The sequence below is a fragment of the Piscinibacter sp. PDB1-1 genome (genome assembly GCF_056675995.1).
In genome coordinates this window covers 572,229-591,911 of the sequence record NZ_JBWVZJ010000003.1, presented here as the reverse complement: position 1 = coordinate 591,911, position 19,683 = coordinate 572,229, and the positions used below count along the sequence as shown (strand labels likewise).

18 protein-coding genes are annotated in these 19,683 nt (G+C 67.7%); 10 read left to right on the top strand and 8 right to left on the bottom strand.

Annotation, left to right across the window (positions count from 1 at the left end):
- Positions 1–4: 4 nt before the first annotated feature.
- Positions 5–1,720 (bottom strand): acetate--CoA ligase, encoded by a 1,716-nt coding sequence (locus AC1KAR_RS18610; protein WP_480320423.1) that lies wholly within the window; start codon positions 1,718–1,720, stop codon positions 5–7.
- 120 nt (positions 1,721–1,840) lie between these two features.
- Here AC1KAR_RS18610 and AC1KAR_RS18605 point away from each other — a divergent pair, with 120 nt between their 5' ends.
- From AC1KAR_RS18605 to AC1KAR_RS18590, 4 genes are read left to right on the top strand one after another with little or no spacing between them, the layout of a single operon-like run.
- Complete coding sequence (locus tag AC1KAR_RS18605; protein ID WP_480320421.1) at positions 1,841–2,899, top strand: aldo/keto reductase; 1,059 nt, start codon at positions 1,841–1,843, stop codon at positions 2,897–2,899.
- Positions 2,900–2,929: 30 nt separating this feature from the next.
- A complete protein-coding gene (gene ybaK / locus AC1KAR_RS18600) occupies positions 2,930–3,421 on the top strand; it encodes a Cys-tRNA(Pro) deacylase (protein WP_480320419.1) in 492 nt (163 codons plus the stop codon).
- Between the two features lie 27 nt (positions 3,422–3,448).
- The gene (plsY, locus tag AC1KAR_RS18595; protein WP_480320416.1) at positions 3,449–4,105 is read left to right on the top strand and encodes a glycerol-3-phosphate 1-O-acyltransferase PlsY; all 657 of its coding nucleotides are present in this window, start codon (positions 3,449–3,451) and stop codon (positions 4,103–4,105) included.
- Complete coding sequence (locus AC1KAR_RS18590; RefSeq protein ID WP_480320414.1) at positions 4,102–4,461, top strand: RidA family protein; 360 nt, start codon at positions 4,102–4,104, stop codon at positions 4,459–4,461. Before plsY ends, AC1KAR_RS18590 begins: the two co-directional genes overlap by 4 nt.
- Positions 4,462–4,483: 22 nt before the next feature.
- Here the strand turns inward: AC1KAR_RS18590 and AC1KAR_RS18585 are convergent, their stop codons facing one another.
- From AC1KAR_RS18585 to AC1KAR_RS18560, 6 genes are all read right to left on the bottom strand, one after another.
- The gene (locus AC1KAR_RS18585) at positions 4,484–5,116 is read right to left on the bottom strand and encodes an L-threonylcarbamoyladenylate synthase (RefSeq protein WP_480320412.1); all 633 of its coding nucleotides are present in this window, start codon (positions 5,114–5,116) and stop codon (positions 4,484–4,486) included.
- 10 nt (positions 5,117–5,126) lie between these two features.
- Positions 5,127–6,095, bottom strand: coding sequence for a DMT family transporter (locus AC1KAR_RS18580; protein WP_480320410.1), 969 nt, complete (start codon positions 6,093–6,095; stop codon positions 5,127–5,129).
- Complete coding sequence (locus tag AC1KAR_RS18575; RefSeq protein ID WP_480320408.1) at positions 6,092–6,949, bottom strand: 3',5'-nucleoside bisphosphate phosphatase; 858 nt, start codon at positions 6,947–6,949, stop codon at positions 6,092–6,094. The genes AC1KAR_RS18580 and AC1KAR_RS18575 overlap by 4 nt, the downstream gene beginning before the upstream one ends.
- A 78-nt stretch (positions 6,950–7,027) precedes the next feature.
- A complete protein-coding gene (locus AC1KAR_RS18570; RefSeq protein WP_480320406.1) occupies positions 7,028–8,206 on the bottom strand; it encodes a PQQ-dependent sugar dehydrogenase in 1,179 nt (392 codons plus the stop codon).
- Complete coding sequence (recJ, locus tag AC1KAR_RS18565) at positions 8,203–9,927, bottom strand: single-stranded-DNA-specific exonuclease RecJ (RefSeq protein ID WP_480320404.1); 1,725 nt, start codon at positions 9,925–9,927, stop codon at positions 8,203–8,205. Before recJ ends, AC1KAR_RS18570 begins: the two co-directional genes overlap by 4 nt.
- Positions 9,924–10,856 (bottom strand): hypothetical protein, encoded by a 933-nt coding sequence (locus AC1KAR_RS18560; RefSeq protein WP_480320402.1) that lies wholly within the window; start codon positions 10,854–10,856, stop codon positions 9,924–9,926. Before AC1KAR_RS18560 ends, recJ begins: the two co-directional genes overlap by 4 nt.
- A gap of 101 nt (positions 10,857–10,957) precedes the next feature.
- On the opposite strand from AC1KAR_RS18560, the gene AC1KAR_RS18555 reads away from it, so the two are divergent.
- The 6 genes from AC1KAR_RS18555 to AC1KAR_RS18530 all read left to right on the top strand — a co-directional run bounded on the left by AC1KAR_RS18555 (position 10,958) and on the right by AC1KAR_RS18530 (position 18,073).
- Entirely contained in the window at positions 10,958–11,821 is an 864-nt protein-coding gene (locus AC1KAR_RS18555) for a UDP-2,3-diacylglucosamine diphosphatase (RefSeq protein WP_480320400.1), read from the top strand.
- Positions 11,818–12,888, top strand: coding sequence for a glycosyltransferase family 4 protein (locus tag AC1KAR_RS18550; RefSeq protein WP_480320398.1), 1,071 nt, complete (start codon positions 11,818–11,820; stop codon positions 12,886–12,888). Before AC1KAR_RS18555 ends, AC1KAR_RS18550 begins: the two co-directional genes overlap by 4 nt.
- Complete coding sequence (gene ppk1 / locus AC1KAR_RS18545; protein WP_480320396.1) at positions 12,885–14,939, top strand: polyphosphate kinase 1; 2,055 nt, start codon at positions 12,885–12,887, stop codon at positions 14,937–14,939. Before AC1KAR_RS18550 ends, ppk1 begins: the two co-directional genes overlap by 4 nt.
- Entirely contained in the window at positions 14,939–15,400 is a 462-nt protein-coding gene (sixA, locus tag AC1KAR_RS18540; protein WP_480320394.1) for a phosphohistidine phosphatase SixA, read from the top strand. Before ppk1 ends, sixA begins: the two co-directional genes overlap by 1 nt.
- Positions 15,401–15,471: 71 nt before the next feature.
- Positions 15,472–16,371: an acyl-CoA thioesterase gene (locus AC1KAR_RS18535; RefSeq protein ID WP_480320392.1), complete on the top strand. Its 900-nt coding sequence runs from the start codon at positions 15,472–15,474 to the stop codon at positions 16,369–16,371.
- A gap of 55 nt (positions 16,372–16,426) precedes the next feature.
- Positions 16,427–18,073 (top strand): mechanosensitive ion channel family protein, encoded by a 1,647-nt coding sequence (locus tag AC1KAR_RS18530; RefSeq protein WP_480320390.1) that lies wholly within the window; start codon positions 16,427–16,429, stop codon positions 18,071–18,073.
- A gap of 76 nt (positions 18,074–18,149) precedes the next feature.
- On the opposite strand, the gene ppx is transcribed toward AC1KAR_RS18530, so the two are convergent.
- Entirely contained in the window at positions 18,150–19,658 is a 1,509-nt protein-coding gene (gene ppx / locus AC1KAR_RS18525; RefSeq protein WP_480320388.1) for an exopolyphosphatase, read from the bottom strand.
- Between the last annotated feature and the right edge of the window lie 25 nt (positions 19,659–19,683).

Sequence of the window (19,683 nt, the reverse complement as noted above, 5' to 3'; positions counted from 1 at the left end):
GTGATCAGCCCCGTTGGCCGCCGGCGCGCTCTTCCTCGATCTGCCTCAACACCTTGCGCTGCACCTTGCCGGTGGTGGTCATGGGCAGGGCGTCGATGAACTCGATCTCCTTCGGGTACTCGTAAGGCGCGAGCTTGCCGCGCACGTGCGCTTGCAGTTCTTCGATCAGTTGCGCCGTGCCCTTGTGGCCCGTGGCGAGCACGACGAAGGCCTTGACCAGTGCGCCGCGCTCCTTGTCCGGCTTGGGCACGATGGCCGCATTGGCCACCGCGGGGTGTTTGACGAGGCAGTTCTCGATCTCACCGGGGCCGATGCGGTAGCCGGCCGCCTTGAACACGTCGTCGCTGCGGCCCTGGTACCAGAGGTAGCCGTCTTCGTCCATGGTGGCGGTGTCGCCGGTGCGGCACCATGAATCGCTTGGGTCGCCTGTGTACTTGGCGTTCGATGCGGCCTCGTTGTTCCAGTAGCGCAGGAAGAAGATCGGGTCGGGCTGGCCGTGTGTGTCCAGGCGGTGCACAGCCACGTCACCCGGCGTGCCGGGCGGGCAGATGCGGCCGTCGTCGTCGAGCACCGCGATGCGGTGGCCTGGGTAGGGCCGCCCCATGCTGCCCGGGCGTGCCGGCCAGCCGCGGTGCGCGGTGCCGGTGGTATCGACATAAAGGCCGCAGTTGCCGACCACGTAGTTGATCTCGGTCTGGCCGAACATCTCGTTGACGGTGATGCCGAGCTGCTGCTGGCAGTAGTCGAACACCGCGTCGCCCACCGCCTCGCCGGCGCTCATGATGCAACGCAGGCTGAGTGCGTAGCGATCGCGCGGCGCGGGCACGGCTTTCATCATGGCCTTGAGCGCCGTAGGGAAGAGAAAGGTGTTGGTCACGCCGTAGCGCGCCATCACGTCGAAGGCCTTCTCGGGCGAGAAGCGCCCCTGGTAGGCCACGATGGGGTGGCCGAAGTACAGCGTGGGCAGCAGACCATCCATGAGGCCGCCGGTCCAGGCCCAGTCGGCGGGCGTCCAGAACACATCGCCGCGCTGGGGAAACCAGTTCTGGCTGCACACGAAGCCGCTCAGGTTGCCGATGACGGCGCGGTGCGGCAGCAGCGCCCCCTTGGGCTGGCCGGTGGTGCCGCTCGTGTAGATGAGGATGGCCGGGTCGTCGGCGTGCGTGACGATGGGCTGGAACTGCGCGGGCTCGCGCGCAAGCAGTGCAGGCCAGTCGGTGACGTCCGCCCCGAAACCCTGGCCGTGCGCGTGGCCGACGGCGATCACGACTTGCAGGGCCGGGCATTCGGCACGCGCAGCCACCAGGTTGGCGATGCCGCTCTCGTCGGCGATGGCGAGCTTGGCTTCGCTGTGCTGCAGGCGGAAGGCGAGCGCCTCCGGCCCGAAGAGCATCGACAAGGGCATGGCGATCGCGCCAAGCTGGTAGATCGCCATGTGCGCCACGGCCGTCTCGATGCGCTGTGGCATCACGATCGCCACGCGATCGCCGCGCTGGATGCCCAGGCGCTGCAGCGCGTGGCTGAGCCGGTTGGCCTGCGCCTGCAGGCTGGCGTAATCGCAGCGCAGGGTCTGGCCGTTCTCGTGTTCGTAAAGCACGGCCAGCGCCTCGGGCGTCTCGCGCGCCCAGCGGCCGCAGCACACGTCGGCGATGTTGAAGCGCTTGGGGACCTTCCAGCGGAAGCTGCGGTACAGCTCGTCGTACGCCGATGCCACGCTCATGTGCGTCTCCTGCTCGAGTTTCGCCGGCCAGCATAGGGCAAGTCGATGCACCTGCCCTGCACGGGGCGCACGATTGCGGCACACTGCCAAGCTTCGACGACACAGACACTTTGCATCGGCATGAAGCGCATTCAACTGGGTCAAAGCGACCTCAGCGTCACCCCCATCTGCCTTGGCACCATGACCTTCGGTCAGCAGGTGGACGAAGCTCTCGCCCACGAGTTGCTCGACACCGCCGTGGCGCGCGGCATCAACTTCATCGACACCGCCGAGATGTACGCCGTGCCCGCGCGGCGCGAAACCTATGGCGCCACCGAACGCATCATCGGCACCTGGTTCGCTTCGCGCCCCGGCATGCGCCAGAAGGTGGTGCTGGCCACCAAGGTGGCGGGCCCGTCGCGCGGCATGGACTGGATTCGCAACGGCTCGGCCGACCTGAGCGCCACAGACATCATGCAGGCCTGCGACGACAGCCTGAAGCGCCTGCAGACCGATGTGATCGACCTCTACCAGATCCATTGGCCGACGCGCCACGTGCCCATGTTTGGCTCGATCTATTTCGACCCGGCCAGCGACAAACCGGTGACGTCAATCCACCAGCAGCTCGAAGCGCTGGGCAAGCTGGTGCAGGCCGGCAAGGTGCGATACGTGGGGCTGTCGAACGAGACACCGTGGGGTGTGAGCGAGTTCGTGCGCCTGGCAGAGCAGCATGGGCTGCCGCGCGTGGCCACGGTGCAGAACGCCTACGCGCTGACCAACCGCGTGCCCGACAACGGCCTCGACGAGGTGTTGTACCGCTCGGGCGTCTCGCTGCTGGCGTACTCGCCGCTGGCCTTCGGCGCGCTCACTGGCAAGTACGACGCGACGGGCTTTGCCGCCGCGCCGGAAGTGGGGCGCATGGCGGCCTTCGAGGCCTTTCGCAAGCAGCGCTGGGGCCGGGCCGACTCCCTTGACGTGGCCAAGCGCTACAACGCGCTCGCGCGGGCGCATGGCATCGACCCGGCGCAGATGGCGCTCGCCTTTTGCTACCGCTCGTGGCGCGTGGCCAGCACCATCATCGGCGTGACGACTGCGCAGCAGTTGGCCTACAACCTCGATGCGTGGGATGTGGCCTTGTCGCCGGAGTTGCTGGCCGAGATCGATGCCATCCGCCAGACGCATCGCGACCCCGCTCAATGAACTTGATCGCAGCCAAGGCACGTTGATCGCATGGCCAGGAAGGATCACGTATCCGAGACGCCCGCCACGCAGTGGCTCAAGCAGCGCAAGGTGGCCTACACCGAGCATGTGTATGACTACGTGGACCATGGCGGCACCGGCGAGTCGGCGCGCCAACTCGGGGTCGACGAGCACCAGGTGGTCAAGACGCTCGTGATGGAAGACGAGAACGCCAAGCCGCTGATCGTGCTGATGCATGGTGACAGGCAGGTCAGCACCAAGAATCTCGCGCGGCAGATCGGCAACAAGAAGGTTGCGCCCTCCAAGCCCGAGGTGGCGCAGCGCCACAGTGGCTACATGGTCGGCGGCACCTCGCCCTTCGGCACGAAGAAGGCTATGCCTGTGTATGTGGAGGAGAGCGTGCTGGCCTTGCCGCGCATCTACATCAACGGCGGGCGGCGTGGCTATCTGTTAGGCATGGAGCCCCGTGTTCTGGTCGATGTGCTGGCGGCTGCGCCGGTGCAATGTGCGGGTGCAGAATAGCGGGCACCTCACACCCCAGAACGCCCGATGGAGACTCTCTACTCTGCTGCCGCCGTGCTCGCGGCCTACCTGATCGGCTCGTTGTCGTTCGCCGTGATCATCAGCCGCGTGATGGGGCTCTCGGACCCGCGCAGCTACGGCTCGGGCAACCCCGGCGCCACCAACGTGCTGCGCTCGGGCAACAAGACGGCGGCGATCCTCACCTTGCTGTTCGATGCGTTGAAGGGCTACGTGCCGGTGCTGCTGGTGCAGATCTTCGGGCCGCGCTTCGGGCTGGGCAACGGCACGGTGGCGATGGTCGGTCTCGCAGCGTTCGTCGGGCACCTGTGGCCTGTGTTCTTCCGCTTCGAGGGGGGTAAGGGTGTGGCCACCGCGGCCGGCGTGCTGCTCGCCTTCAACCCGTGGCTCGGGCTGGCCACGCTGCTCACCTGGGTGATCATCGCGGTGTTCTTCCGCTACTCGTCGCTGGCGTCGATCGTGGCAGCCGCCTTCGCGCCGTTCTATCAGTTGCTGATCTGGGGCGAAGGCACCATTGCCGCGGCCATCGTCGTGATGAGCCTGCTGCTGATCTGGCGCCACAGTGCCAATATCCAGAAGCTCATCGCCGGCAAGGAAAGCAAGCTGGGCCAGAAGGCCGCCGGCACCGCCCGTTCAACTGCTCCTTCAAAGGGACACAAGCCATGACGCATGCCGTTCGGCGCTTCCATGTGGGTGACCGCCTGTCTGAGATGGCGATCCACCACGGCACGGTCTACCTCGCGGGCCAGGTGCCCGACGACACCACGCAGGACATCCGTGGCCAGACCCGGCAGGTACTCGCGATGGTCGACAAGCTGTTGACCGAAGCACATACCGACAACGCGCACATCCTGATGGCGCAGATCTACCTCGCCGACATCACCGAGATCGACGGCATGAACGAGGTCTGGGAAGACTGGATCGCACCGGGTGATGCGCCGCCGCGGGCCACCGTGCAGGCGAAGCTGGCCAAGCCGGAGTGGAAGATCGAGATCGTGGTGACGGCGGCGCTGAAGGCTTGATCAGCAGCTGAGCCAGCGGGCGTCAGTCGACGCCGAGCCCCAGCCGCGCGGGGTCACCGCGGCCGATGCGCCCGAGCACGGGCAGCTCGCCGGTCAGATCGATCACCGTCGTCGGCTGAGCGGGGCAGGCCCCGGCATCGACCACCACCTGCACCTGGCCCGAAAAGCGCTCGCGGATCTCGTCGGGGTCGTTGAGCGGCTCCGAATCGCCCGGCGGGATGAGCGTGGTCGACAGCAGAGGCTGGCCGAACACATCGAGCAGCTCCTGCAGCATCTTGTGCTCGGGCACCCGCAAGCCCACCGTGCGGCGCGACGGGTGCGACACGCGGCGCGGTACTTCCTTCGTGGCTTCGAGGATGAAGGTGTACGGACCCGGCGTGGCGAGCTTGAGCAGTCGGTACTGCTTGTTGTCCACGCGCGCGTAGCTCGCCAGTTCCGAGAGATCGCGGCACAGCAGCGTCAGGTGGTGCTTGTCGTCCACGCCGCGGATGCGCCGCAGGTTCTCGGCGGCCGACTTGTCGTCGAGATGGCAGACGAGCGCGTAGCTCGAATCGGTGGGCACGGCGGCAATGCCGCCTTCATGGAGCGCCTGCGCGGCCTGCTTGAGCAGCCGCGCCTGCGGGTTCTCGGGGTGGACTTCGATGAGCTTGGACATGCTGGTGCGCTCAGTCGGCGGTCAGTGCCGATTCGCTCGGCGCGATGCGTTGGGCCGCGGCACTCTCGCGCAGGTTCAGCCAGACCGATGCCGCGCCGCAAGCCGCCACTACCGCCATGCCCACGAAGGCCCAGCCGTCTGGAACATGGCGAAACACCAGCCAGCCGGTAAAGCTCGCGAAGCCGATCTGCATGTAGGTGAAGGGCATCAGCACTGGCATCGGCGCCACCCCGAGCGCAATGATCAGGCACAGATGCCCGGTCGTGCCGGCCACGCCGGCCAGCACCAGCAGCGCCAGGATCGACGGCGGCGCGGCGCGCAACGCCGCCCACGATGCCTCGGATTGAAACCCGAGCATCACGGCACCGACGATCACCGCGCCGACGAGGCCGGTGTAGAAGTGTGTGGTGAGTGGGTGTTCGAGGTGCGAGAGCTGGCGCGTGAGCAGCTGAAAGCTCGCGTAGATCAGCGCCATCACCAAAGGGATGACTGCAACCCAGCCGAACAGGCCGCTGCCCGGGCGCACCACGATCAGCGCACCGACGAAACCGCCGGCCACCAGCATGGCGCGCAACGGCGACACATGCTCGTGCAAGAAGAGCGCGGCAAGCAGCGTGACGATCACCGGCGTGAGCATGCCCACGGCAGTGAACTCGGCCACGGGCATGAACTGGATGCCGAAGAACAGCAGCGCGCTGGTGGCCAGCAGCAGCGAGCCGCGCAACATCTGGAACCTCGGGTGCCGGGTGCGCAAGAGGTTGCTACCACCGCGCGCGCGCCGCACGCCGAGCCACACGCCCATGATCAGCGCCTGGAACGCATAGCGCGAGAACAGGGCGAGCAGCACCGGCATGGTCTGCCCGAGGTACTTGGCGCTGGTATCGAGCGTGGCGAAGCACATGCCCATCAGCAGCACGAGGCCGATGCCCAGCATCGGCCGCGGCCTGGCGCCGCCGGGCAGGGCAGGCGTGCGCTTCACGGGCGCTGCACCCGTTCGCTCAGCGCATCCCAGACGGGCGTGAGTTGCTTGGGCAATGGGGGGAGCTTGCCGAGATCGATGTGGCTTTCGTCGGGACTGTGGAAGTCCGAGCCGCGCGAGGCCAGCAGGTCGAACTCCAAGGCCATGTCGGCGTACTTGGCGAAGTCGGCCTGCGTGTGGCTGCCGGTCACCACCTCGACCGACTGCCCGCCGTGCGCCTTGAATTCGCTGAAGAGTGCGTACTCTTCGTTCGGCGTGAACTTGTAGCGGCCCGGGTGCGCGATGACCGCGATGCCGCCGGCGTCGTTCACCCAGCGCACCGCCTCGCCGAGCGTGGCCCAGCGGTGCTGCACATAGCCGGGCTTGCCATCGACCAGGTACTTGCGGAACACCTCGCCGGTGTCACGGCACACGCCCGCGTCGACCAGAAAACGCGCGAAGTGCGTGCGCGAGATCAGCTCCGGGTTGCCCACGTACTTGAGGGCGCCTTCGTAGGCCCCGTGGATGCCGACCTTGGCCAGGCCGGCAGCCATCTCGAGCGCACGCTCGCCGCGGCCGCCACGCGTGGCAAAGAGGCCGGCCTTCAGTGCTTCATCATCGGCATCGAAGCCGAGCCCGACGATGTGCACCGTGATGCCGGCGAAGGTGACTGAGATTTCGGCGCCGGTGAGGTAGGCCATGCTGTGCGCGAGCGCCGCGCTTCGGGCGCGCTGCTGGCCGCCGATCTCGTCGTGGTCGGTCAACGCCCACAGGTCGACCCCGTTGGCGTGGGCCCGGGCGGCGAGCACCTCGGGTTCGAGCGTGCCGTCCGACACGACGGAGTGGCAATGGAGATCGGCGTTCGTGAAGCTCACGGCGCGATTCTAGGGAGCGCGCCCGGTTGCCGTGGGCGCATGGGTACTCGGGCCAGCTGGGCGAACACCGCCCGGAGATCAGCGTTCGATGCGAATGAGCTTGCCGCTGTCGGTCAGCAGGTAGAGCCAGCCGTCCGGCCCCTGGCGTACGGTGCGGATGCGCTCGCCGAGCGAATCGAAGAGCCGCTCGCGTGACACCTCGGCGTCGCCCTTGATCACGACGCGCCAGAGCGCCTTGTCGGCCAGCGCGCCAAAGAAGATGTTGCCTTGCCACTCGGGGAAGCGACTGCCCGTGTAGAAAACCATGCCGCTCGGCGCGACCGACGCATAAGGTGTGGGCACGCCCGGCGCGGGCCATCGGCTGACAGGCTCGGTGTACTTGGGCGCGTGCGTGCCGCCGCCGAGTTCGCACTTCGGGGTGCGGGTGCCGTAGTCGCAGCCGTAGCTCACCAGCGGCCAACCGTAGTTCTGGCCGGCGCGGGCGATGTTGATCTCATCGCCGCCTTGTGGGCCATGCTCCATCTCCCACAGCTCGCCGGTGTCGGGGTGCAGCGCCGCGCCTTGCGAATTGCGGTGTCCGAGGCTCCAGATTTCGGGGCGCGCCTGAGTGCCATCGCCGGCGCCCAGCTTGGGGTTGTCGGCCGGCACGCTGCCGTCGCGGCTGATGCGGACCACCTTGCCCAGGTGGCTGTTCAGGTCTTGCGCGGGTGCTTTCTTGAAGCGCTCGCCGAGCGTGATGAAGAGCGTCTTGTCGCGCCGGAAAACCAGCCGAGAGCCGAAGTGGTTGCCGCCATCCACCTTGGGCAACTGCCGAAAGATCGGCGTGGCCGGCACATCGGTGAGGCGGTTGTTGGCGACGTCGAGCTTGCCGCGGTTGACGGCAGTGCCAGCGCCGCCGCTGCCGGCCTCGGCGTAGGCGAAGTAGACCCAGTTCGATCCGGGCGTGGCGTAGTCGGGGTCGATGGCCACATCCAGCAGGCCGCCCTGGCCGCGGAAGGCGACTTCGGGTACGCCCGCCAGCGGGGCCGACTTGCTCTTGCCGTCGGCGCTCAGGATCACCATGCTCCCGGCCTTCTGCGTGACGAGCATGCGGCCGTCGGGCAGGAAGGCGAAGGACCACGGGCTGTCGAGCGTGTCGTTGAGCACCGTGGCGCGCGGCGTGGTCTGGGCTTGTGCGCGGGCGGGCAGGCTGGCCGAAAGGGCGAGTGCGAAGGAGATGGCGAGAGCAGGCAAGGCGAGACTTGAGAAGGCTTTCATTTGACGGCCTCGACGATCATCTGCAAGCGTTGCTGCCCGTTGTACTCGTCAACGCGGAGTTGATACGCGAGTGTGACCTTGTCGCCGATGGGTTCGCTGTGGCCGAACCAGATCGCATCGCGCACGGCGCCGGCGTGACGCACGGCGAGCTTGAGGTGCTTCTCGCCCACCAGGCGTTGCGACACGATCTCAACCTCGTCGCTGAACACTGGCGCATCGAAGGCCTGGCCCCAGACCTGCGCGTCGAGCGAGCGCACGGTGTCGAGGTTGAAGTATTCGGCGGGCAGCGGGCCGTCGGTCATCAGCGTGCGCGACAGCGTCGACGCATCCAGCCACTCGCGCGCCACTTGCTGAAACGCCTGCTCGAAAGTGTCGAAGTCTTCTTCGGCCAGCGTGCAGCCGGCCGCCATCGCATGGCCGCCGAACTTCTTCAGCACGCCGGGGTGGCGCTTGGTGACGAGATCGAGGGCGTCGCGCAGGTGAAAGCCGGCGATCGAGCGGCCAGAGCCTTTGAGAAAACCGTCCTGGCCGAGCGCGAACACGAAGGTGGGGCGATGAACGCGGTCCTTCAGGCGAGACGCCACGATGCCGACCACGCCTTCGTGAAACTCGGGGTCGTAGATGGCAAGCGCCGTGGGCGGCTCGCCTTCGGGCATCAGCGATTCGAGCATGGCCTCGGCCTGCTCGCGCATGCCGCTCTCCACGTCGCGGCGCTCGCGGTTGATGGCGTCGAGCATCTGCGCGAGTTCTGTCGCGCGGGCCGGGTCGTCGGTCATCAGGCATTCGATGCCGAGCGTCATGTCAGACAGCCGGCCTGCGGCATTGATGCGAGGGCCGAGCGCGAAACCGAAATCGAAGCTGTTGGCGCGGCTGGCGTCGCGGCGGGCGGCGGCGAAGAGCGCGGCCACGCCGGGCTGCATCTTGCCTGCGCGGATGCGTTTGAGACCTTGCGCCACGAGGCGGCGGTTGTTGGCGTCGAGCCGCACCACGTCGGCCACGGTGCCGAGGGCGACCAGATCGAGCAGGGCATCGAGCCGCGGCTGCGTTTGCGCGGTGAACGCGCCCCGCTCGCGCAACTCGCCGCGCAATGCGAGCAGCACGTAGAACATCACGCCCACGCCGGCGAGGTTCTTGCTCGCGAAGCTGCAGCCGGGCTGGTTGGGGTTCACGATCACCGTGGCGTCGGGCAGCACGATGAGGTCGTTCTCCTTGGCGGGCAGGTGATGGTCGGTCACGACCACGGCGAGGCCTTGCGCGCGGGCATGCGCCACGCCGGCGAGGCTCGCGATGCCGTTGTCCACCGTGAGGAGCACATCCGGCCGCTTTTGCATCGCCAGGTCAACGATGGCGGGTGTGAGCCCGTAGCCGTGCACGGCGCGGTCGGGCACCACATGGTGCAGCGTGCCGTCTCGCGCGCCGAGCATGCGCAGGCCGCGCAGCGCGACCGCGCAGGCGGTGGCGCCGTCGCAGTCGTAGTCGGCCACCACGCACACGCGCTTGCCATCGGCGATGGCATCGGCCAGGTGGCGCGCCGCGGCTTGCGCGCCCATCAGATCGGCGGGCGGCAGCAGGCGCGCGAGGTTGTCGTCGAGCTCGTCGGCGCTGCGCACGCCGCGCGCTGCGTACAGCCGCGCGAGCAGAGGGTGCACGCCGGCCTGTTCGAGCGCCCAGGCGGTGCGCGGCGCTACCTCGCGTTGGGTGATCAGCGGTGTGGCGCTCACAGCGCCTCCAGCACGGGCAGCACGGCCGGTGGCGAGAGCCGCTTGCCCACACGCGACAGCAGCCCCTCCCGCTGCGGCTCGAAGCGCTGCGCGTAGCGCTCGCCACACAAGGTGACGCTGACAGCTTCGCCCTGGCGCGCGCGCTGCAACGCGGCGTGGACCTCGCCCGCGTCAAGCGCCTGCCAGGCCTCGATCCATTGCGCCCAGTTCGAGCCGAGCGCCGCGGCCCGAAGCCCGTTCGCGATCACCAGGTCTTCGATCGGCTGCGCGGGCTGCGCGGCGCCGCAGCCGCTGAGCCAAAACGAATTGACGGGCAACGCGCCCTGGCCCACACGGTGGTCGTTGATGGGCTCCTGGTAGAGAAGCATCTGTACTTCGTTCTGCAGCCGGCGAATGAACCGCGCCTGCGGCGTGCTCGGCATCCACAGATCGATGTTGCGGCCGATCACGCGGTCGATCGACGCGCTGGGCAGGCCGGCGAGCGACTCGTGTGCGGCGTACCAACGCGTGGGCGCGCCCCAGGCCATCACCCAGCCTTCGGTTTCGAAGAGCGGCTTCACGGCCTCGAACAAGGCGTGCGACTCCTGCGCGCTCAGGTGCAGGTTGACGGGGTCGGGCAGGCTGACGTGATCGGCGCTCACATGCCAGTGCACCGGTGTGAGCTGCCCCCATGCGAGCGCGGCGGTATCGATGCCGTCGAGGGCGGCCTGTCGCGCGGCCCACGGGTAGCAGCCGTCGGGGGCGCTCCAGCCGAGCAACTGGGCATGCGCCTGTTCGTGAGGTGGGCTGAGGCTGTACTCGTCGCTGCCCTGCCGCAAGGTGGGGCTGAGCCGTGCGAGCAACTGAGCCAGGTTCGGGAGCTTGAGCTTTCTGAGTGCTTGCGCGCCGCGCTCGGAAAGCGCCGAGGCGTAGGGGATCAGCAGATGCATCGGCGGATTATCGGCGCAGCCTGCGGCAGGCCCCGAAGCGTCATGGGCTCTTCACGGCAGCTTCACGACGGCGTCACGCCGGGGCCGGACCATGCCCTTCCATGCAAAGAGAAGCCGCCTTCCTGAACGCGTGGACACATGCTGCACAGCCGGCAGGCGATGAGCCGCCCGCTGGCGACGTGCAGAGCTACCGCACGCTGTGGATCTCCGACCTGCACCTGGGCACGCCCGGTTGCCAGGCCGAGGCGCTGCTTGATTTCCTCAAGCACACCGAGTGCGAGAACCTCTTCCTGGTCGGCGACATCATCGACGGCTGGCAACTGCGGCGAAGCTGGTACTGGCCGCAGGCCCACAACGACGTGATCCAGAAGCTGTTGCGCAAGGCGCGCAAGGGCACGCGGGTGATCTTCATCCCGGGCAACCACGACGAGTTCGCGCGGCGCTACGTCGGGAACAACTTTGGTGGCATCGACGTGGCCGAGGAATGGGTTCACCAGACGGCTGACGGCCGTCGCCTGTGGATCACTCACGGTGACTATTTCGACGGCGTGATCCAGTGCGCCAAGTGGCTGGCGCACGTAGGCGACTCTCTTTATGAGTTCACGCTGAAGCTGAACCGGCACCTGAACTCGCTGCGGGCGCGCATGGGGCTGCCGTACTGGAGTCTCTCGAAGTACCTGAAGCTCAAGGTCAAGCGGGCGGTCAACTTCATCGGCGACTTCGAGGCCGCCGTGGCCAAGGAGGCGCGCCGGCGCGGTGCGCAGGGTGTCGTCTGCGGCCACATCCACCACGCCGAGCTGCGCGAGATCGATGGCATCACCTACGCCAATGACGGCGACTGGGTGGAAAGCCTCACCGCCCTGGCCGAGCACGCGGATGGCCGGCTGGAGATCATCGACTGGGCTGCCCACATGCGCGCGCGCCGTGGCACGTCGGCCTCGCGAAAGCAGGAGGTGCTGGCATGAAGAAGATCGTGATCGTGACCGACGCCTGGAAGCCTCAGGTCAATGGCGTGGTGACCACGCTGGTCGAGTTGCAGCAGGGCCTGGAGGCGCGCGGGCTGGAGGTGGTGGTGATCGAGCCGTCGGGCTTCAAGCGATTCGCCTGCCCTGGCTACCGCGAGATTGAACTCGCCTGGCGGCCCGGCCGAAAGGTGGCTGCCTGGCTCGACGAAGCCCAGGCCGATGCCATCCACATCGCGACCGAAGGGCCGCTGGGGTCGGCGGCTCGCACCCATTGCCTGCGCCGGGGCTGGGCGTTCACGACGGCTTTCCACACCCGCTTCCCGGACATCCTGGCGCGCGCGCTGCGCATCCCGGAGCGCTGGGGCTACGCGTGGTTCCGGCGCTTTCACGCGCCATCGAGCGGCATCATGGTGCCCACGAGCGGCATGCTGAAGATACTTGAAGGCTACGACTTCAAGCCGCTCAAGGCTTGGTCGCATGGGGTGGACCTGAGTCTGTTCCAGCCCGTGCCGGGGGCCGACCTGGGCCTGCCGCGGCCCGTGTTCCTGTACGTGGGGCGGGTGAGCTACGAAAAGAACCTCGAGGCCTTCTTGCGTCTGGACCTGCCGGGCTCGAAGGTGGTCTACGGCGTCGGCCCGCTGCTGGAGGGTCTGCAGCACAAGTACCCCGAGGTTCATTGGCGCGGTGTCGTTCCGCGCAGCGAGCTTGCCCGAATCTACAGCGCGGCCGATGCGTTCGTCTTCCCGAGCTGCTCGGAAACCTTTGGCCTTGTGATGCTCGAAGCCATGGCCTGCGGCACGCCCGTTGCAGCCTACCCCGTGCCAGGCCCGCTGGATGTGGTTGCGCCGCAGCACAAGGCGACCGATGGCGGTGTGTTGCACGACGATCTCCGCGTGGCGGCACTGGCGGCGCTCAAGCTGCCGCGCGAGGCAGCGCGCGGGCGGGCGCTGGAGTTCGACTGGAACGAAGTCTGCCGGCAGTTCATCGCCCACCTGGTGCCGGCCTGTCACACAGAGTCTGTGACAGTCACAAAACCGTCGCAAAAGGTTCATAAACTCATTTCATGAACCAGGATCAGTCGACGCTGCGCATTCCGGCACTGCTCAACCGAGAGAGCTCCATACTGGAGTTCAACCGACGGGTGCTGGCGCAGGCGCGACGCGACGACGTGCCCCTGCTGGAGCGCCTGCGCTACATCTGCATCGTGTCGTCGAACATGGACGAGTTCTTCGAGGTGCGGTTCGCCGATTACATCGAAGCCAGCCGCATGCCCGGCACGCTGGTCTCGTCGCGAGACCTCGAAACCGTGGCGGCCGAGGCCCACACGCTGATCGATGACCAGTACCGCGCCTTCAACGACGAGGTGATGCCGGCGCTTGCGCGCAAGGGCATCGTGATCCTCAACCACTCCGACCGCGACGAACCCCAGCGGCGCTGGGTGGAGCAGTTCTTCCACCGCCAGGTGCGGCCCCTGCTCGTGCCGGTGGGGCTGGACCCGGCGCACCCGTTCCCGCAGGTCGCGAACAAGTCGCTCAACTTCATCGTGCGCCTCGGCGGCAAAGACGCCTTCGGGCGCGAGAACACGATTGCCATCGTCAAAGTGCCGCGCGTACTGCCACGGGTCATTCGCCTGCCCGATGAACTGGTCAAGCCCGGCACACAGGCCTTCGTGTTGCTCACCAGCGTGATCCGCGCCCACCTCGCCGAGCTGTTCCCGGGGCGGGAGGTCGAGGCGTTTTCGCAGTTCCGCCTCACGCGCGATTCCGACCTTGCCGTCGACGAAGAAGACGTCGTTAACCTGCGCCAGGCGCTGCGCTCGGGGCTGACCACGCGGCACTTCGGCCAGGCGATCCGGCTGGAGGTGGTCAACACCTGCCCACCGGAGCTGTCGGACTTTCTCCTCGCGCAGTTCGCGCTGCCGGCCGCGGCGCTCTATCTGGTGAACGGGCCGGTCAATCTGGTGCGCCTCAATGGCCTGATCGACGCGGCCGATGCACCCAGGTTGCGTTTCCCGCCGCACGAACCCGTGTGGCCCCGTGGCCTTGGGCGCGACGAACCCATCTTCGACCAACTGCGCCGGGGTGATGTGCTGATGCACCACCCGTTCGAGTCCTTCGACCCTGTGGTGCAGTTTCTGCGCGAAGCGGTGGACGACCCGGCCGTGCTCGCCATCAAGCAGACCATCTACCGCACGGGCAGCGAATCGCCGCTCATGGTCTTGCTGATCGAGGCTGCACGCCGCGGCAAGGAAGTGATGGCCGTGGTGGAGCTCAAGGCCCGCTTTGATGAAGAGGCCAACATCAATTGGGCCGAGCGCCTTGAGGCCGTGGGCGTTCAGGTGGTGTACGGGATCGTGGGCCTCAAGACCCACGCCAAGTTGCTGCTCGTGACGCGCCGCGAAGAGGGGCGCCTCAAGCGCTACGCGCACCTGTCCACCGGCAACTACAACCCGAAGACGGCGCGCTTCTATACCGATGTGGGCTTTCTCACCGCTGACCCGGATCTCACGTCCGACGCCGACGCCGTCTTTCAGCAGCTTGCCAGCCTGGGCAAGACACGGCCGCTGCGCCAGATCCTGCAGGCGCCGTTCACGCTCCACAAGCAAACACTCAAGCTCGTGGAGCAGGTGACCGCAGCAGCCCAGGAAGGCCGGCCCGCGCGCATCGTGGCCAAGTTCAATGCACTGACCGACCTGCCGCTGATCGAGGCGCTGATCACCGCCGGCCAGGCGGGTGCCGACATCGACCTCATCGTGCGGGGCGCCTGCATGCTGCCGCCGGGCATCCCGGGCGTGACCGACCGCATCCGCGTGCGCTCGGTGGTCGGGCAACTGCTGGAGCACTCGCGGGTGATGTACTTCCGCTGGGGAGCCGGCGCCGATGACGAAGCCTTGTACCTGTCGAGTGCCGACTGGATGAGCCGGAACATGTTTCGCCGCATCGAGACCGCCTGGCCGGTGCGCGACCCGGCCCTGCGCCAGCGCGTGATCGACGAGTGCCTGGTGCCGTACCTGCACGACCGGCTGGACGCCTGGGAGCTCGATGCCAGCGGCACCTACACCCGTATCGGCACCGAAGGGCCGAGCGCACAACAGGCGCTGATGCGCCTTCACAGCTGATGGACCTGATCCTCTGGCGCCACGCCGAAGCCCACCTCGCGCGCGAAGGGCAGAACGACATCGAACGCGCACTCACGCAAAAGGGTGAGCGACAGGCGCAACGCATGGCCGAGTGGCTGAACCAGCGCATGGCGCACTCCACGCGCATCCTGGTCAGCCCGGCTGTGCGCACGCAGCAGACTGCCAAGGCGCTGGAGCGCAGCTTCAAGACCGTGCAGGCGCTGTCTCCCGGAGCGTCGGCCACGGCCTTGCTCAGCTCTGCGCGCTGGCCCGAGTCGAGCGAGCCGGTGCTGGTGGTGGGGCATCAGCCCACGCTCGGGCACGTGGCGGGGCTGCTGATCGGCGAGGTGGCCCAGAGCTGGGTCATCAAGAAGGGGGCCGTCTGGTGGCTGCGCACCCGCGAGCGCGAGGGCGGCCGCCAGGTCTTCCTGCAGGCCGTGCAAGCACCAGACCTGCTTTGAACTGACGCGCCGGTCGCGGCTGGATTTGCTGCGGTGCACCCAAAGGGGCGGCGCCGTGCGAATATCTCGCCATGAAGACCCACGTCAAGCAACTCGTCGACCTGCTGCAGGTCGAGCGCCTCGAAGACAACCTGTTCCGCGGCGTCAGCGGTGACATCGGCAGCCCCCGTGTGTTCGGCGGGCAGGTGCTCGGGCAGGCGCTGATGGCCTCGGCCCTCACCGTCGAGCCGGGGCGCTCGGTGCACTCGTTGCACGCCTACTTCTTGCGCCCGGGCGACAAGACCGCGCGCATCGTCTACAACGTCGACCGCATTCGCGACGGCGGCAGCTTCACCACGCGGCGCGTGGTGGCCATCCAGCACGGGCAGCCGATCTTCGGGTTTGCGGCGTCGTTCCATGTGCGAGAGACCGGGCCGGAGCATCAGGCCGAGATGCCCAAGGTGCCGGGGCCGGATGGCCTTGCCTCGGAACTCGAGCTGCGACGCCAGTACATCGACCGCATCCCGGAGCATCTGCGCGAAGCCGTTCTGGCCGAGACCGCGATCGAGCTTCGCCCCATCGGCCCGCCGGACGATCCGTTCAACCCCAAGCCGACGCCGCCTCAGGCCGACACCTGGTTCCGCGCGGAAGACCGATTGCCCGACGACCCCGTGCTTCACCAGGCCATGCTCGCGTACTCGTCCGACTTCGGCCTGCTGCGCCCGGCGCTGATGCCGCACGGGCTGACCTGGCTGCGGCGCAATGTGCAGGTTGTCAGCCTGGATCATGCGATGTGGTTCCACAACGATTTCCGCATGGACGACTGGCTGCTCTACCAGACCGAGTCACCCGCCGCCGGCCACGCACGTGGCTTCAGCCGAGGCAGCATCTACACCCGCGAGGGCGTTCTGGTGGCGTCGGTGGCACAAGAGGGGCTGATGCGCGTGCAGCAGAAGAAGACGCCGGCCCCCGCTGCACCAAATGCGGAGTGACACCGGGCCGCTATTGCGCTGCAATCGCGGCATGTTGGGTGCGACAAGGAACGCGATGGGATCGATGTGGCGGTGGGTGTTGACTGGGCTGCTGGCCGCGTGCGCGGTCTCGGCGGCGGTGGCGCAAGGCACGGTATCGGAAGCTGCATCGACGCCAGGGCGCGCCGCCTCGGCAGCGATTCACGGGGGCGAAGCAGTCGCCGCCGGCGACGAGGCCGAGGTGAAGGTGCTCGGCCGCACGGTGGCCGTGCTGCGTGCGCCGTTCCTGGGGGTGCCGCCGGCCGCGCGGGCGCGTCGGACCGAAAGCGTCATCAAGGAGTTGATCGCACGCGGTGGGCCTGGCACGGTCACCATTCAACCCGAGTCACTGGGCAGCGTGCTGCTGATCGATGGACAGTACGCCCTGCTGTTGACCCCGACCGACGTCGATTCCGTGCGGCGGGAGACGCTCGCCGATGCGACACGAGCGGCCGAAGTGGCGCTGACCCGTGCGCTGGAAGACGGCAAGGAGGCACGTGACCGTGCCCGCACGCTGAGGGCCGCCCTGTGGGCGGCGGGCGCCACGGTCGCCTTCTTCGTGGCCGCCTGGGCAATCCTGAAGCTGCGTGCCCGTCTCGTGGTTCGCGCGACCGCACTCCTGTCCGAAGGCGCGTCGCGCGCCAAGCTGGGGGGCGTGCCCTTGTGGCAGACCTTCCGGCTGCGCGTGTTTGCCGCCGGCATCGTCAATACCGTCACCTGGCTCGTCATCGCGGGGCTCATGTACCAGTGGCTGGTGTTCGTCTTGACGCGCTTTCCGATCACCCGCGCGCTGGGCGAGCGCCTGGGCAGCCTGCTGTTCGACGCGGTGGAGCACGTCTTCGACGGGGTGCTCGGCGCGATCCCGGACCTGCTCGTGGCCATCGTGATCCTGTTCCTGGCCAAGCTGATCAGCAACGCGGCTCAGCCCGTATTCGATCGCATCGCCCGAGGGCAGTTCAGCTGGGGCTGGGTCGATGCCAACACCGTGGCGCCGACGCGCCGGCTGTTCCAGATGGGCGTGTGGATCTTCGCCGTCGCCATGGCTTACCCGTATCTGCCCGGTGCCGATACCGATGCGTTCAAGGGCATCTCGGTGCTGGTGGGCGTGATGCTCACCGTGGGCGGCTCGGGCCTCGTCGGCCAGGGCGCAAGCGGCCTGATCCTGATCTACTCGCGCACGCTGCGGGTGGGCGAGTTCGTGCGCGTGAATGACCACGAGGGCACGGTCACGGAGCTGGGTACGTTCACGACCAAGATCCGCACCGGGCTGGGCGAGGAGCTGTCGATCCCGAATTCGGTCCTGCTCGGGACCACGACGAAGAACTATTCGCGAACCGTACAGGGTGATGGCTTCGTGGTCGACACCGTGGTGACCATCGGCTACGACACGCCATGGCGTCAGGTGCACGAGCTCTTGCTCGAAGGCGCACGGCGCACGGAAGGCGTGCTCGACAAGCCGACGCCGCGCGTGTTCCAGACGGCGCTCTCCGACTTCTACGTCGAGTACCGCCTCGTGGCGCAGGCGGTGCCCAGCGAACCCCGCCCGCGCGCCGAAGTCCTGAGCCAGCTTCACGCCAACGTGCTCGACGCCTTCAACGACGCGGGCGTTCAGATCATGTCGCCTCACTACTTCAGCGACCCCGCCGAGCCCAAGGTGGTGCTGGGCGAGCGGCGCCCAGGCTGATCGCCGGCGCCTGGACGCCGGCGGTGGGCCCCTGCACCTGGCGAGGTGCCGGGCGCGCTCTTGCGGCTGGGCGAACTCAGCGGTTGCGCAATTGCAGGCGCAGCATGCCGCTGCGCTCCCACACAGCAGCTTCTTCCTCGAGCAGGTGCAAGGTTCTCGGATGCGTCTCGGACCAGCTCTCGGGCAGGCTGAGCACGGCATGGTTGTCGCGCCTGGACAGATCGATCAGGCGGGCGTCGATCTCCTGCCGTGCATGGCAGACGATGATCGCGAGCCGCAGGCACAGTGCCTGCCACGCGAAGCCGACATCAGCGAGCTGCGTATCGACCTTGCGCAGTCCACCGCGCTGCGCGAGCACGAGGTCGGCCAGGCGCCGTTGCTCTGACTGCGAGAAACCTGCGGCGTCGGCATGGCCGAGCAGATAGGCGCTATGGCGGTGGTGGTCGTGGTGCGAGACCATCATGCCGATCTCGTGCACGGCAGCCGCCCATCGCAGCTCGCGCGCCGCCTGATCGGCTGCCTTGGGCGCGATGCCGGCGTAGAGCGCCTGCGCCACATTGCTCACTCGCATCGCCTGCGCGGTGTCGGCTTCGAAGCGGCGCTGCAGCTCGGCCACGGAGTCGTCGCGCGAGTCGTGGCCGATGGGGCTGTTGTCTGCGTTCAAGCGTTCGTCCAGGTCGAAGATCACGCCTTGGCGCAGCGCGCCGCGGGTGGGCTTGAGCACCTCGATGCCGAAGTGTGTGGCCAGTGTGTAGAGGATGGCGAGCCCGCCGCCAAGGACGGCGCGGCGATCTTCCTTGATGCCTGCGAGGGTCAGCTTGTCCACGCGCCCGGCGCGCAGGCACTGGTCCATGCACCAGCGCAAGGCGTCTGGCGTGATGGCGCCGTCGGTGATGCCGTTGGCCGCCAGCAGCTGCGACACCGCTCCGGCGGTGCCCGATGAACCCAGCGCCTCGCGCCAGTGCCGGGCGGCGAAGGGTTCGAGTGCCTCTTCCAGCTCGGCGCCCGCGGCGACCTGCGCGTTGCGAAACGCCCGCTCGGTGAAGCGGCCATCAGAGAAGTAGCGCATCGACAAGCTCACGCTGCCGACGCGAAACGACTCCGCCCGCAAAGGCGTACGGCCCTGGCCCAGGATCATCTCGGTGGAGCGCCCGCCGATGTCGATCACCAGGCGCGGATCGTCGGACGGCTGCAGGCGCGCCACCCCGGCGTAGATGAGGCGCGCCTCTTCGCGGCCAGAGATCACTTCTATCGGGTGCCCGAGCGCCGTCTGGGCGCGAGCGAGAAACACGTTGCGGTTCTGCGCTTCGCGCAGGGTCTGCGTGGCCACGGCACGCACCTGGGAACGCTGGAAGCCGTCGAGACGGTGAGCGAAGCGGCGCAGGCAGGTGAGGCCGCGCTCGATCGCTTCTTCGGTCAGCAGGCCTTGTTCGTCGAGGCCACCGCCCAGGCGTACGGTTTCCTTGAGGTAGTCGATGCGTTTGTAGCGGCCGGGGCTGAGCTGGGCGATCTCCAATCGAAAGCTGTTGGAGCCCATGTCGATGGCCGCCAGCAGGCCTTGTTGTGGTGAGCGCGAGTCGGTCATGCCGCAATTGTGCGGGCATCACCGC